This is a genomic window from Rhodococcus sp. 5A-K4 (genome assembly GCF_046097995.1).
Taxonomy (GTDB): Bacteria; Actinomycetota; Actinomycetes; order Mycobacteriales; family Mycobacteriaceae; genus Rhodococcus_F; species Rhodococcus_F erythropolis.
In genome coordinates, this window is record NZ_JBJURM010000004.1 from 87,118 (window position 1) to 101,969 (window position 14,852).

11 protein-coding genes are annotated in these 14,852 nt (G+C 63.4%); all 11 read right to left on the reverse strand.

Annotation, left to right across the window (positions count from 1 at the left end; translation table 11 throughout):
• Window positions 1–37 precede the first annotated feature (37 nt).
• Window positions 38–1,927: a long-chain-fatty-acid--AMP ligase FadD32 gene (gene fadD32, locus ACKAMS_RS07190; RefSeq protein ID WP_003943899.1), complete on the reverse strand. Its 1,890-nt coding sequence runs from the start codon at window positions 1,925–1,927 to the stop codon at window positions 38–40.
• Window positions 1,928–2,109: 182 nt separating this feature from the next.
• Window positions 2,110–3,105, reverse strand: coding sequence for an LLM class F420-dependent oxidoreductase (locus tag ACKAMS_RS07195; RefSeq protein ID WP_019746410.1), 996 nt, complete (start codon window positions 3,103–3,105; stop codon window positions 2,110–2,112).
• A 206-nt stretch (window positions 3,106–3,311) separates the two neighbouring features.
• Window positions 3,312–4,265 (reverse strand): cutinase family protein, encoded by a 954-nt coding sequence (locus ACKAMS_RS07200; protein ID WP_408988810.1) that lies wholly within the window; start codon window positions 4,263–4,265, stop codon window positions 3,312–3,314.
• 9 nt (window positions 4,266–4,274) lie between these two features.
• Window positions 4,275–4,826: a DUF732 domain-containing protein gene (locus ACKAMS_RS07205; RefSeq protein ID WP_019746408.1), complete on the reverse strand. Its 552-nt coding sequence runs from the start codon at window positions 4,824–4,826 to the stop codon at window positions 4,275–4,277.
• A gap of 106 nt (window positions 4,827–4,932) precedes the next feature.
• Window positions 4,933–6,816, reverse strand: a complete 1,884-nt coding sequence (locus tag ACKAMS_RS07210) for an alpha/beta hydrolase-fold protein (RefSeq protein WP_020905771.1) — start codon at window positions 6,814–6,816, stop codon at window positions 4,933–4,935.
• A 253-nt stretch (window positions 6,817–7,069) separates the two neighbouring features.
• Window positions 7,070–8,080 (reverse strand): alpha/beta hydrolase family protein, encoded by a 1,011-nt coding sequence (locus ACKAMS_RS07215; protein ID WP_020905770.1) that lies wholly within the window; start codon window positions 8,078–8,080, stop codon window positions 7,070–7,072.
• 331 nt (window positions 8,081–8,411) lie between these two features.
• A complete protein-coding gene (zomB, locus tag ACKAMS_RS07220) occupies window positions 8,412–10,331 on the reverse strand; it encodes a flagellar motor control protein ZomB (RefSeq protein WP_029254208.1) in 1,920 nt (639 codons plus the stop codon).
• Entirely contained in the window at window positions 10,309–11,214 is a 906-nt protein-coding gene (locus ACKAMS_RS07225; protein WP_003943808.1) for a decaprenyl-phosphate phosphoribosyltransferase, read from the reverse strand. The genes zomB and ACKAMS_RS07225 overlap by 23 nt, the downstream gene beginning before the upstream one ends.
• Window positions 11,211–11,744 carry a phosphatase PAP2 family protein gene (locus tag ACKAMS_RS07230; protein WP_003943893.1) on the reverse strand — a complete coding sequence of 178 codons (534 nt, stop codon included), beginning with the start codon at window positions 11,742–11,744 and terminating at the stop codon, window positions 11,211–11,213. Before ACKAMS_RS07230 ends, ACKAMS_RS07225 begins: the two co-directional genes overlap by 4 nt.
• Window positions 11,725–13,638 carry a glycosyltransferase gene (locus ACKAMS_RS07235; RefSeq protein ID WP_092765756.1) on the reverse strand — a complete coding sequence of 638 codons (1,914 nt, stop codon included), beginning with the start codon at window positions 13,636–13,638 and terminating at the stop codon, window positions 11,725–11,727. Before ACKAMS_RS07235 ends, ACKAMS_RS07230 begins: the two co-directional genes overlap by 20 nt.
• Complete coding sequence (gene glf / locus ACKAMS_RS07240) at window positions 13,635–14,849, reverse strand: UDP-galactopyranose mutase (RefSeq protein WP_046377735.1); 1,215 nt, start codon at window positions 14,847–14,849, stop codon at window positions 13,635–13,637. Before glf ends, ACKAMS_RS07235 begins: the two co-directional genes overlap by 4 nt.
• Window positions 14,850–14,852: the final 3 nt, after the last annotated feature.

Consider the following 14,852-nt stretch of genomic DNA (forward strand, 5'->3'; position numbering starts at 1 on the left):
CAACTCACCAAGCCACCGATCATGAAGGGACTGCTCCTCAAACGCTATCGGGGAATGCGGTCTGCTGATAGCCGCCTCGCAACGTTCCCTCGATATAACTCGCCTTACACGCGCGGCGAGCGATCTTGCCGCTTGACGTACGCGGAATCGAACCCGCGGGGACGAGCAGGATGTCTCGGGCCGTAACACCGTGACGGGAAGAAATCGCCGCACGCACAGTGTCCGCGATCGGCTGCGGATCGGCCTTGCCTGCGCCGGGAGCACGCTCGGCCACGATGACCAACTGCTCCGAGGAATCGTCGTCGTCGAACTTCAGACCCGAGTGCGTGTTGGAGAACACGACAGAAGGCAGCTGGTTGGCCGGCACGGCAAACGCAGCGATGAAGCCGGGGCGCAGGGCGGGGCTGGCTTCCTGAGCCGAAGCCTCGAGGTCCTGCGGGTAATGATTGCGACCGTCGACGATCACGAGGTCCTTGACGCGGCCGGTGATGTACAGCTCGCCGTCGACGTAGACGCCAAAGTCGCCGGTACGCATCCAGTTGGCATCCGCCGGCGTGCCCTCGGTGTGGCTGTCTTCGCTCAACCGATTGTCCAGCTTGTTGTGGAAGGTCTCCGCCGTCTCGTCGGGGCGACCCCAGTAGCCGATGCCGATGTTCTCGCCGTGCAACCAGATCTCGCCGACGTGATTGTCGGGGACCTCGGTCAGAGTTTCGGGATCGACGATCGCCGCCCACTGACTGCGCGAGACGTACCCACAGGAGACCTGTGCGATGGCGTTCTCGGAGTACTGGTCGACGATGACCATGCGGCCCTTGTTGAGTTCCGTGCGGTCGACGTAGATGACCTTGGCCTCGTCGGAATGCTTGGTCGAGGAGACGAAGAGCGTCGCTTCGGCCATGCCGTACGACGGCTTGATCGCAGTCTTGGGCAGACCGTACTGAGCAAAAGCGTCGTTGAACTTGCGCATCGACGACGTCGTGACCGGCTCACTGCCGTTGATCAGGCCGATGACGTTGCTCAGGTCCAGGGTCTCGCCGTCCTTCGGCAGGCCGCGCGCGGCAGCGTGCTCGAAAGCGAAGTTGGGAGCGGCGGCAAAGGTGCCTGCGCCGTCGGAAACCGCAGCCAGTTCCTTGATCCACCGGTACGGCCGCTGCACGAAAGCGCGCGGGCTCATGATGGTGATGTACTTGCCGCCCAGAGCAGGCAGGATGACCGTCAGCAGGCCCATGTCGTGGAACAGCGGCAGCCACGTGACGCCGCGTGAGTCCTCGTTGAGTTCGATGGAGTCGACCATCTGGAGCGCGTTCGTTCCGACAGCGCGGTGGGTGATCTCCACGCCGGCGGGAACTCGGGTCGAACCGGAGGTGTACTGCAGGTACGCGATGTCGTCGAGTTCGATGTCGGGACGAACCCACGTTTCACCGACGGTGTCGGGAATCGCGTCGACGGCGATGATGCGCGGACGCTCGGCAGCGGGAAGCGAGCGGAACAACTGACGAACACCGGCTGCCGACGAAGCGGCAGTCAGAATCGCAGTCGGCTTGCAGTCACCGAGAACAGCGTGAAGACGGTCGGTGTGACCGGGCTCGTCCGGATCGAAGAGCGGCACCGCGATGGAACCTGCCTGAATGGCGGCAAAGAACGAAATGACGTAGTCGAGCCCCTGCGGCGCAAGAATCGCGACACGGTCGCCACGCTTGGTGACCTGCTGCAAACGGGCTGCAACAGCGCGCAGACGCACACCGAACTGCTCCCAGGTCAGCTCCAGGGCTTCACCGTCACGCTCGCGTGAGTAATCGATGTACCGATACGCGAGCTCGTCCGCGTTGACACGCGAGTGTTGCTCGACGTAGTCGACCAGCGTGAAGCCTGGTTGCAGGCGGATCTGGCCCTTCTCGTCGAGAAAGCCATCGAACAGCGCGTTCATTCCATCTCCTCCGAAGCGATCACACAAGCACTGTCTTTCATGCCTGCGCCCCAGACTTCCTTCGCTCTCTCGGGTCCATCTTCGATCAATCGAATCGCACTTTGTGCGCAACTCACCTGAATCACTTCATCGATCCCAAACCATCGATATGTTACAGATTCGCATCGTCCGTATTCTCCGGCCTACTCGCCCGCCAGTAACGGGATGATCGGGGCGAACGCTTCCATCTGCGTCGGGAAGACCCCGACGTACGACATCGACGTCTTCTCGCGGACCAGTCGAATCTGGTCTGCGATTTCCTCGAAAGTGCCCACAGCCAGGTATGGAGAGTTCAGCAACTCCTCCACGCTCAGCTTACGATCCACTTCGATGTTCGGCGGAAAACCTTGGTCCAGAGCGGCGATTGCCATCTCGGCAGCCTGCTCTCGATCGTCGGTGATCATGATCATGGTGATGGTCCAGTTGAGTTCGATCTCATCGAAACGCTCGCCGGCAGCTTCGCGGATCCGCTCGACACGTTCGATGGTCTTTTCCATCGTGATTCCGGAGAGCAGAAGCCGCCCGTCACGGTTGGTCGGTGTGGCGACCGAGATGATGTCCGCGTACTTCGCGGCGAGAGCGAGCATCTTCGGTCCGCCGCCACCGACGATGATCGGCGGCCGCGGGCCCTGCCGCGGTCGCGGGCTGCCCTTGAGGCCACGCACCTGATAGTGCTTGCCTTCGAAAGTGCATTCCTGCCCGCGCAGCAGTGTGTCGAGAATCTGCAGAGACTCCTCGAGTTTCTCGATGCGAACGCCGGGGCTTTCGTATGCGATGCCGCCCTTGTCGAACTCTTCCTTCATCCAGCCTGCGCCGATACCGAGTTCGAGTCGGCCACCGGACAGCACGTCGATAGTCGCCGCGTCCTTCGCGAGCACAGCAGGATGACGGAAGCCGTTGGCCAACACGGCAGTGCCCAGACGGATCTTGTCCGTGGCCACTGCGAGCGCTCCCAGAGCGGCGATCGGTCCGACCTGATTACCCAGGTGGTCCGGAATCATGAACGAGTCGTAGCCGAGTTCCTCGGCCTTCTGCGCAAGCTTGACGAAACGTCGCGCACCACCCTCTTCGGCGTTGCCCTCGCCACCGGCCGCAAACCGGAATTTGCGTAGGGCATCGCTGCCGTGGGTGGAACTCATATAGCGATTCTCCTGTGATGGACACGTACGTCGTACTCGGACTTCGAAACCGGACAAATCGAACCTACTCGCCAGTCACTTACGTGACAGCACTGTAGAGGACGCCCCCGGACCGTGCAGCACTCTACCGGGACCAAACGAGCAGATTACCCGCGAGCGAACTCCCGAGACGCCCGATTGTGACGAATCAACAGTGCGGCGGTGACTCAACTGTGGGGCGGTGTCGGTGCGGCGTCGATCTTCTCCGCAGCCCACTGTGCCATCCATTGGGTGGCCGTCGTGCCGTTCTGATCGACTTGGAAGGAGTTGTACATCGCGTGCACAGGGTTGTTGTAGTACTCGAGAAGCCGCGGCGCCGAACTCAACCAGTTGGTCGGATTGAGAGCGGCGGCCGGAGCGTCGCAGATACCGTCGCTCGGCGCGCAGATCTGATAAGTCCGGTCGTTGAGGTCGCCGAATCCGCCTGGCCTCGGGCCGGTCATCGTGAGACCGGGAAGCTTCAGCCCGTTCAGCGACAGCTCGGCGCCGACACCGGCAACGCTCGGGCCAACCGTGTTCCCGAACGCCGGATCGCGCCGACCGTCGGCAATCAAGCCCACGCCCAGAACCAGATCGGCAGGCACCGCGCCGGTACCGTCGCCGATACTCGCGGCGACGTCACCCGCGATCACCGCGCCCTGGGAAAATCCGGTCAGGACGTAGCTCGTGAGCGGGCACTCGGCGTGCCGCTTCATCAGAAGGTCGTTAGCGGCAGCAGTTCCCGCAGCCCGGCTGTTGTTGTAGGACTGCTGTCCGTCCGGCGGGATCGCAACCGGATTCGAAAACTGTGCGACGTAAGGAACGGTGTAGACGTCGGCCCTCGAACTATCGAACTTCTCCTGAAGAGGACGGGTCACGTTCAGCATCAACGACGCCGGATTGGCCGTCGGGTTGTACGGGTCGTCGGTAGCGCTCGACTCCCACGTACCCGGTATGGCTACTACCTGGACATCGGGGCAACTGGCCGGCTGAGAGACCGGTGGCTCCGGACTCGGCGGGATCGGAGTCGGCGAAGGCACCCGCCCGGCCAGGATGTACCAACCGCCGATCACGACCGCTGCGACCACAAGAATGATCAGCAGCGGGATCAGGCACCCACGACGCTTTCCAGACCTCGCCATGACCCGCGCCTACTTGCAGTAGGTGGTGTTGGCGACGTCGATATAGATCTGAGCGTTCGCACCTGCCTGCTCGGGAGTGATCTGCTTGCCTTCCGCCGACGCTTCCTGGCCGACGAAGGCAGTCACGAAGGTCAGGACCTCGTCGTCGGTCTGAGGACCGGCAGCGCAGATGTAATTGGCCGTGTTGACGGCGATGCTTCCGTCACCGGCTGGGGTGATGCCCTTCGCCTTCAGTCCGTCGAGGAACTTCTGTGCCTCTGGACTGACCTCGACGACTGTGGGGCCCGGGAAGCCTTCGATGCTCTGCGGCTGCTCCGGCGGCGCAGTGGCTGCTGCTCCTGGACTGGTGGGCGCAGCCGACGCCGTCGTGGTCGCAGAGGCGGACGCAGACGCCGAACCGCTCGAGGACGAAGCCGCAGCGGACGTCGTGGTGACCGGATTGGAGGTTGCAGTGGAGTCGTCACTACCGCACGCGACAAGCGCACCACCCGTGGCGAGCGCCAGGGCGCCGACCGCGATCGCGCGTGCACAAGTGTTTCGGTTACCCGAGAAAAGCGACATCAATGTCCGTCCTTGCCTTCAGTCGAAAGTCCATCAACAGGTTACGCAACGCACGCGGGCGGGCACCGATCCGTGATCGGGCCCGCCCGTCGTGCACCACTGTGAGTTAGTGAACTTCTGTCTTGTCACCGATCACCGTGATGTAGCCGAACTGGAAGTTCTGCTGGACACCACCGGGAATGTCGAATTTGTCACTGATCGGGAATCCGAGGCGGCCGCCCTCGTATCCGACGCTCTTCCAGCCGTCGAAGAGCGGGCCGTTCTCGACGGACCATGCACCGGTGCCGGGGCTCCAGTAGATGTTGCCGCCCTCGAACTCGGTGAAGCGTCCGTTGTCCTTGATCGGAACCTCGTTCGACTTCGGGAATCCGAGCCAGCCGTTTTCCCAACCGAGTTCGCCGTACTTGCCCATGATCATTCCGAGAACCGCGTGAGTTCCGTTGGCGCTGCTGTACATCGCGCCGATCTCGAAACCCTGAACCTTGCCCGGCTTGCCGGGGGTCGCGATCTCGTCGGCGGTCGGGTAGCCGAGCGGGCCACCCTCCCATCCCTGTGCGGACCACTCGGCGAGGATGTCGCCGCTGACGGGGTGAGCGCCGGTCTGCGGGGTCCAGTAGATGGAGCCGTTCTGGAAGTGGTTGAAGCGTCCGCGTCCGTCGGGGGTACCGAGTTCGGGAGTACGCGGGAAGCCGAGCGGGCCGGCCGCTGCTCCGGTGTTCATGTACGCGCCGGCGATACGACCGGCGACAGGCTGGGCGCCCGTTCCACTGGTGAAGTAGATGCGACCGTTGCGGAAGTCCTGTGCCAGGCCACCCGCGACGCTGTACTCGGGGGTGATGCAGTCGCCGATCCAACCGTTGGCTGCGGCCGTCGCACCGATCTCACCCGAAGTGCCGCAAGCCGGCTTCTCCACCTCGACGCCGATGGCGTTGGCCAACTGCGGCCACAGCTGATGAAGCTCGAACTGCCAGTACGGCCACGAGTGGGTTCCGGACGGGCGGTAGTTGACCTGCGCGGGGATGCCGAGCTGGTTGAGCTTGGTCGCGAAGGTCTGCGAGGTCAGGCGAGCGAGGATCTCGAGGCCCATACCTGCGTAGTTGGTGCTGACGCCGGGAATTCCCGACGGCTGGTCGTACGGGCCGGTCGTACCGCTACCACTCGAGACGTACAGGCTGACGCCCTTGAGCTTCTCGGCGAGCGCATACGGATCGTGTGCAGCCCACTGTGCGTTGGACGGCGGTCCCCACATCGCGGCGGAGTTGTATCCACCGGCGTCGGTCATCGCGAACTGGATTGCCTGAGGCATGCCGAGCGAAGTGGTGGTGAGGATGCCGGACAGCGAAGCCGCGAACTTGAAGAAGCCGGGGTTACGCGCCGTGAGGAACATCGCGGACGTTCCGCCCATCGACAGTCCGACGACACCGCGCGTCTGCGTGGTCCGCCAGTCCTTTTCGAGGATCGGGGGCAGTTCCTTGGTCAGGAACGTCTCCCACTGGTAGTTCTTGCCGTTGTCGGGCTCGAGCCAGTCGGAGTAGAAGCTGGACTGACCGCCGACGGGAAGAATGACGTTGACGTTCTTGTCCGCGTAGAAGGACTCGGCGTCGGTTTCGTAGGTCCAGGCGTTCTCGTTGTCGGTCGCGCGAAGACCGTCGAGCATCCAGACCGAGGGGAAGCTGGCCGACGGATTGACGTTCCAATCGCGAGCCAAGAGGATCTGCACCTGAATCGGGGTGCCCATCGCGGGAGAGTTCACCCACAGCGCGACGCGACGCTCACTGAGCCAGTCGACCTTCGTGACCGCTGCGCCGGTGGGGTTCTGGGTCACGGCCGGTGCGGCCTGAGCAGGTGCCGGCGCGGCTGCCGCGGTTCCGGCCGTCGTCAAGCCCGCGGCGATCGGCAGTACCAGCATCGCTGCCAGTGCGCCGACGACCTTTGTCCGGAAGGTTGCGCGGGACCGGCGACGGTCCTCCGTGGCAAGGCCTACTCGCATGAGCTCACTCTCTTTCCTTACGTTCGGTCCGCGCGTCGATCGTGTAGCCGCCTGAGCAGCCAGACCCCCGTTGAAACTATTTCTACACGCAAACGATCCCCGCTTGGGGTAGCCGCGCTGTTACTGGTGGTGCAATTGTTACTGACCTCAGGCGATCGTGCAGCGCCTGAATACACAAGTGCCGTCCCGGTTTCCCTTGGAGGGAGTCCGGAACGGCACTGGTGAAGTGACTAGGTCACGGGATGGCGCACGATCACCAAGCGTTCATGGTGTCGAGGATCTGGCCGCGAGCCTTCCACAGCTCTGCCGACCAGTACGGCCACGAGTGCGTGCCGTTGGACGGGAAGCTGTAGGTGGCCGGGATACCCAGCGAGTTCATGCGGATCTGGAATGCACGGGTGTTGACCAGGGCGAGAGCTTCGAGGCCCATGCCGTTAGCCGTGTTGTAGTAATCGATCGGTGCGCGCGGGTGGTCGTATTCACCGGGCAGGCCGCTTGCCGACGAGATGTACATCGACAGGCCCTGCAGACGCGGTGCGAAGACGAACGGGTCGTTGCGCAGCCAGGACGGGCTCCACGGCGGTCCCCACATGGAGTCGACGTTGAAGCGACCGGCATCGAGCATTGCGACGCGGATTGCCTCGCGCATGCCGGGAGCCGAGATGTTCAGGTAGCCCGACAGCGAGCCGGCGAACTTGAACTGGTCGCGGTGGTAAGCAGCCAGCGTCAGAGCAGCGCTGCCACCCATCGAGAGACCGAGAACCGCGTTGTTGTTCGGCGAGACGCCGTAGTTCGCGAGGAAGTTGGGGAGTTCCTGCGTGAGGAACGTTTCCCACTTGTACGTGATCTGCTGACCGTTGAAGTTCGACGGTGCATACCAGTCGCTGTAGAAGCTGGACTCGCCGCCGACGGGCATCACGAGGGTGATGTTGTCGTTGCGGTACTGGTCCATCGCGTTGGTCTCGAAGCTCCACGCGTTGGCGTCGTTGCGCGCACGCAGGCCGTCGAGGAGGTAGAGGGCAGCGTTTCCGCCGCGTGCGGCCCACTGGACCTGGACCTTGATGTTGCCCATCGAGGAGGGCACCCACAGCTCGTCGTATCCGCCCGAGGGGGCGGTGTGGCTGGGAGCAGTGTGCGCGGGCGCAGCAGAGGCGACAGCACTACCGGCAACTCCTGCAGCAAGGGGTAGCACAAGTGCTGCGGCACCGATGGCCAACGCTCGGTGCTTGAGGCGCTGGGTCAGCCTCTTTCTGGCAAAACGCATGGATACTGCTCTCTCTCTTCGTCTGCGGCACTCACTCGGTGGAGTGGCTCCGGCGGATTCCGTCGGGGAACAGGCTTTTCTGCCAGCCCGAACAAGTTCGGGTCGGCAGCGGACCTCTTCCAAGTCACACTGCGCTCGCTGGACTTTATGTCACAGGTTCAGCTGTGACAAATAGACAGACCGTTACGTCTCAGTCCGCGGGCGACGCCGTCATCACCCGCAGGGAGTGATTCAGGTTAGGTGAATCGTCTTCGAGTACATCGTGGCCAATCGATTCGGTGTTACTGAATCGAAATATTCAAACCTTCAACCGTCGGTGATGCTGATCACATCACTTGGGTGGCTCCGGCGGAACGAGCCCGCAACGTTCCAATTCGTAGGCCGGAACCCGGTCGAATCGGTACTTCGCGAAGTCGAAAGCCTGCTGGAAGTTCTGTTTGAATCTGGCCCAGGTCAGCTCGGAGCGATACGACGTGAGCAGCTCCTGCGTTTCCGGGCACGTGATGGCCAGCTTCGCGTCGGCAACCCAGTCCTCGTCGAGGAAGAACGGCAGCCACGGGCGAACGTCGATCATTCCGGTATCCGCGACCACCCAGTCCGGGTAAAGGTTCTTGTCGTGCCCGATCCGGCCGTCTTCGAGGCGCTCGGTGTGTGCTGCCAGGGGGTACGCCAGCCCCATCTGATCGAGCACCCGAACGTCGAGGCCCACGTTCATGCTCGTCATTCCGAGGTTGAGGAAGAAGACGACGTGCTCGGCAGGCTCCTCGAGCGGCCCTGGCGGTGGGACGACGAACCAGGAGTCGTAACTCGCCGACGGCAACAGCAGCCCACCCTCCGGAGTCCGCGCGATGGTCTCCACCATGGCACGCATTCGCGGATAGTCGAGGTAGTCCTCGGCAAGAATCGGGTGCTTGTGACCGGTGTTGAGTGCATAGAACGCACGCTCGTCGACGATTCCCGAGCGACCCACCACGGAGCCTTCCGGCATGCCCGTCGTGTTGGCGGCGAAGAAGGCCCAGATGATCGTGCCGATCCACAGCACCGCCGAGACTCCGAAGATCGCGGTGTCGCGGTTACTTCCGAACGCTGCCCGCGCCGGAACCCGCAGCGGAATGACGGCGACCGGGATGAGCAGGCAGAACAACACCGGCAACAGGACGCGGCCGTGCATGAAGTCGCCGCCGACGCGCAGAGAGTAGATCCCGAGGATCAGCCCACTGCCGAGGATGAACGTGACGACGGCCCGCGGCGTGCGCAGAAACTGCTGAAAGCGCTGCCACAGCGAGCGTGCGGGTTGATCGGTGGCGGTGGCAGGTGCGTCCGCTCGGCTTCGCCACACGAGCAGCAGCGCGCCGATGAGCAGGAACAGCAGCGGCAGCCAGAGCAGGTACGGCCCGACGAGGTTCCACAGGTACGCAAAACCCTGCGCCCACTTCGCGCCACCGGCGTCCTTCGACACCGCGGTGTTCGGGTACGGCAGGGCGTAATAGCCCATTCGCCAGATCTGATAGCCCACAGGCACAAGTCCGGCGACTACCACGATCAGTGCGCGAATCTTCCAGGTCAGGCCTGCGGAGAGAACGATCATCATCAACGCGGCAGCACCGGGAATTGCCATCTCGGGTCGAACCAATGGTCCGAGGCCTGCCACGAACGAGAGAGTCAGGATCGACGCCGTGGACGGCGTCGACGCCTGCGCCCACCGAACGAGCAGTAGCCACAGGAGCGCGATCCAGAAGATCACCAAGCAAGTCTCGAGCCCGGAAGTGGCGAAATCTCGCGCAGGCGGAACCGCGATGTAGACGAGAACACCTGCCGGTACCAGCAGGATCGTTCCGCCCGCCGACGGCCGAACGCCTCGGTACAGACGACCGGTGCCGAGCATCGCCAGCACGACGGCAGCAGTCGAGAGTACGAGCGCGATCGTCAGAACGACGTATTCGAGGCGGATCTGCGTGAGCCAACTGAACGCGTAGACGATGTATGTCCACGCGGTACTCGTGTTCGCCTCGACACGCTCCCCCGCATTGAAGACCGGGCCGTTCCCCGCGAGCAGGTTGCGGACGGTTCGCAAGACGATGAGTCCGTCGTCGGCGATCCAGCGACGCTCCCACGCCCCCCAGAACATGAGGGCAGCAGCAAGCACCACCCCGCCGAGAAAAACTCCTCGACTGAGGGTGGTGCGATTCGCCGCAGTGTCGACGTGCGGGTCGGCCTCGGTGCGTGGCTCAGACGAGGTAGACAGCGACACCCACTACTCCGATCCACGCAATCGCGAGGAGTTGCAGCACCCGGTCACCGAGCGCGATCTCCTCAGGCTCTCCGGCTTCGCCGCCGTCGACGTCCACCGCATATCGCAGCACCGCGATGGTGAAAGGCACCATCGAGATGGCATACCAGTTGGTGCCCTTGATGGCGTCCTGTTGGAACGCCCACAGTCCGTAGCAGAGGACCAGCGTCGTCGCTGCCATCGTCCACACGAAACGCAGGTACGTCATCGTGTAGCTCTCGAGGGACTTACGGATCTTCGCGCCGGTCTTCTCGGCCAACTGCAGTTCGGCGTAGCGCTTGCCTGCCGCCATGAAGAGTGAGCCGAACGCCATCATCAGCAGGAACCACTGCGAGAGATCGATCTCGGCGGCAACGCCACCGGCGATCGCTCGAAGCAGGAAGCCGGACGAGACGATGCAGATGTCGATGACGGCCTGATGCTTGAGACCGAAGCAGTAGGCGAGCTGGATGACGATGTACACGCCCATGACCACGGCGAGTTGCCAGTTGGCCAGGAAGGACAGCCCGATCGCACCGGCAAGCAGCACGACTGCCATGCCGTACGCGATGTTGACGGGTAGAACTCCGGCCGCGATGGGACGGAATCGCTTCGTGGGGTGAGCACGGTCGGCTTCGACATCCATCGCGTCGTTGACGAGGTAGATGCCCGATGCCGCCATGCAGAACACGACGAACGCCAGCGCGACGGGCAGGAGCACGTCGGCTTCGGTGGCGGTTCCGGCCGCGATGGGCGCTGCCAGCACAAGGACGTTCTTGACCCACTGACGTGGGCGAAGCGCCTTGACGATGCCGGCGGGCAGGGACTTCGGGGGTCCGCTGACCGTAGCCGGTTCCTCGCTCATTTATCTCCACATTTCTGTTCGGCTCTGGCTTCTTCGACCCGGCGAACTACCGCCGCGGATGCGGCTCCCAGTGCCGCTCCGGCGAGTACGTCGGTCGGGTAGTGAACTCCCAGGACCAGACGCGAGAGCATCATCGGGGGCACCAGCAACGCCGGTAAGGGTAGCCCGGTGAGTCGACCGATCAGCACAGCCGCCGCCGTCGTCGACGTCGCGTGTGACGACGGGAAGCTGAGCTTGCTCGGTGTCGAGACGTTGACCTGCACCGAAGGGTCGGAAGGTCGCTTGCGCCTGACGACTCGTTTGATCACCACGGAGGCGGCGTGTGCACCGAATGCTCCGACGGCTGCTCCGGCCCATTCACGTCGACGCGGCTTGTCCACAGCAGCTCCGACGGCAGCGATCGCGATCCACCCGAGGGAGTGCTCACCGAAGTGAGACATACCGCGGGCGACCTTGACGGCTCCCGGCAGCTGCCCGACGGTCGATTGAATTCCGGCCAGAATCTGTACTTCAGGAGATGCCGAAGACACGTTCCCACCTTTCCGTGCTGGTCAGTGAAGGAACGGCGTCCTGGTACTGCTTCTTGAGTTCAGGGAAACGCGCGGCGAGTTCGCGGCGCAAACGCATGGCTTCCTTGAGCAGTTCGAGTGCCTGCTTGGGGTTGCGCTTGCGGTAGACGACGCCGCGGCCGTCGGCGGTGGTGACGGTGACGCCGTCGACCTGCGAGAGCAGGTACCACCTGGCGTCGATGGTCGGCACGTTGAGCTGAGGACGCTCGTGATGCTCAGGGTGCGCAGGCTTGAGGTTGTGTACCACGGCCTTGCCGACGCGGACGATCTTGGCGACGGGGTTGGTCGGCGCGCTGACGTCCCCGACCTCGGCGCCGGAGGGCAGCGGTAGTGCGGTTGCCGAGGGCACCACGACGGCGTCGGGGTACTCCTTGCGCTGGGCATGGACCTCACCGAGTGCGGTGGGCAGCATGTTCGCGACGTGTTCCGGTCCGGCAAGGAAGTCTGCGATGGCCTTGTTCTGGATCGCAACGGTGGAGTACTCGAGGCACAGCAGGTGCTTGAGAGTCGCCTTCACCGTGTTGACGACCAGGCCGCGGCCGTTGCCCGGCATGTGGAGCGCGGCCACCACCAGACGGTTACGGAGGTGGAAGTACGCCTGCCAGTCGATGGCGTCGTCCTTGTCGCTCCACGCCATGTGCCAGATCGCGGCACCGGGCAACGTGACGGTCGGGTATCCGGCTTCCTTTGCGCGCAAACCGTATTCGCAGTCGTCCCACTTGATGAACAGTGGCAGCGGCTGCTTGAGCTCTTCCGCGACCTGGCGCGGGATCATGCACATCCACCACCCGTTGAAGTCGACGTCGATGCGACGGTGCAGCAGTTTCGAATCTCGCAGCGAATTCTTGGAGAAGTCGTGGTCGTATTCGACGTTCGGCGCCGCAGACCACATGAAGATCCCGCGGTTGACCACTTCACCCATCACATGAAGGTGGCTGCGTTCCTGCAGGTTGAGCATCTGCCCACCCACCAGCATCGGCGACTTCGCGAAGCGCGAGAAAGCAAGCGCGCGAAGGATCGAGTCGGGTTCGATCTCGATGTCGTCGTCCATGAACAGGATGTGCTGGCACTGCGTGGTCTTGAGTGCCTCGTACATGATTCGGCTGTATCCGCCGGAGCCGCCGAGGTTGCCCTGATCGTGAATGGCGAGCCGATCACCAAGTGCTGCAGCAGCTTCGGCGAACCCGGGCTCGTCACGCACCTTGCGGGTGCCCTGGTCCGGCATGATGACGGCCTTGATCACGTCGGACACCAGAGGATCCGAGGACAATGCAGCCAGCGCCTTGACAGCGTCGGTCGGGCGATTGAACGTCGGAATACCAACGGCGACCGTCGCTTCGCCGGGAGCCTCGACGGGCGCGTACCAGCCGCCGCTCTCGACGACTACGGCCGTATCGGTGGTGATGTCGAACCAGATCCAGCCGCCGTCCTCGAACGGTGCCAGCTCCACCTCGAGTTCGACCGCGGCATCACCGTCGGCAAATTCCTTGCCTTCCACGTGAATTCGCGAGGAGTCCGCCTTGGAACGGTAGACATCCACGCGGCCGTGTCCGGACAGTTCGAGTCGAAGGACCACAGATTTCAGGATGGACCATCGACGCCAGTAGCTGGCGGGGAACGCGTTGAAGTACGTGGCGAACGAGACCTCGGTCTCGGCGCCGAGCGCGACGGACGTCCGCGAGGTGGAGTGAGCCCGACGACTGTTGGTCGAAGCTTCCTCCAAGTACAGCGTGCGGACGTCGAGAGGTTCGCCGGCGCGGGGAAGGATGATCCGGGAGAGCAGGGACTTGCCGAGGTAGGTCACCTCGTCGCCGGTGACGACTTCTTCGCCTTCGAGTAGATGACGTGCGTTCATTCGCTCTCCCCTGCCAATTCCGCACCCGTTTCGAGATGCGGGCGCAGGGTGTTCTCGAACATCGTCAGTGCGCTGGCGATCGCCATGTGCATGTCCAGGTACTGGTAGGTGCCGAGACGCCCGCCGAAGAGGACCTTGTTCTCCGCGGTCTCCTTCTTGGCGCGGGAGCGGTACGCGGAGAGCTTCTCGCGATCCTCGGGCGTGTTGATCGGGTAGTACGGCTCGTCCTTCGCCTCCGCGGCACGTGAGAACTCACGCATGATGACGGTCTTGTCGGTCGGGTACTCGCGCTCGGGGTGGAAGTGACGGAACTCGTGGATGCGGGTGAACGGCACGTCCGCATCGTTGTAGTTCATGACCGGGGTGCCCTGGAAGTCTCCGGTAGGCAAAACCTCGGTCTCGAAATCGAGGGTGCGCCATCCGAGCGAACCTTCGGAGTAGTCGAAGTAGCGGTCGAGCGGGCCCGTGTAGATGACGGGTGCGTCGGGGCTCGCGGTGCGCAGTTCGTCGCGGACGTCGAAGTAATCGGTGTCGAGGCGGACCTCGATCTTCGGATCCTTTGCCATGTTCTCGAGCCACGCCGTGTAGCCGTCGACGGGCAGGCCCTCGTACGTGTCGTTGAAGTAGCGGTTGTCGAAGTTGTAGCGGACCGGCAGGCGGCTGATGTTCGCCGCGGGCAGCTCGGTGGGGTCGGTCTGCCACTGCTTTGCCGTGTAGTCACGCACAAATGCTTCGTAGAGCGGGCGTCCTATCAGGGAGATCGCCTTCTCTTCGAGGTTGGAGGCATCCTTCGAATCGATCTCGCTGGACTGCTCGGCGATGAGGGCCCGTGCCTCTTCGGGAGTGAAGTACCGACCGAAGAACTGCGACACGAGGCCGAGGCCCATCGGGAACTGGTACGCCTGTCCCTTGTGCAGCGCGAAGACGCGGTGCTGGTAGTTCGTGAACTCCGTGAACTGGGTGACGTAGTCCCAGACCTTCTTGTTGGAGGTGTGGAACAGGTGGGCACCGTACTTGTGGACCTCGATGCCGGTCTCCGGCTCAGCCTCCGAGTATGCGTTCCCCCCCAGGTGGTGACGGCGATCCAACACCAGCACGCGCTTACCCAGCTGGGTAGCGGCACGCTCGGCGATGGTCAGCCCGAAGAATCCCGAGCCGACGACGATCAGGTCGTACTGGGCACGGGCGGTCTCTGAATTTGCAGCGGTCACGAT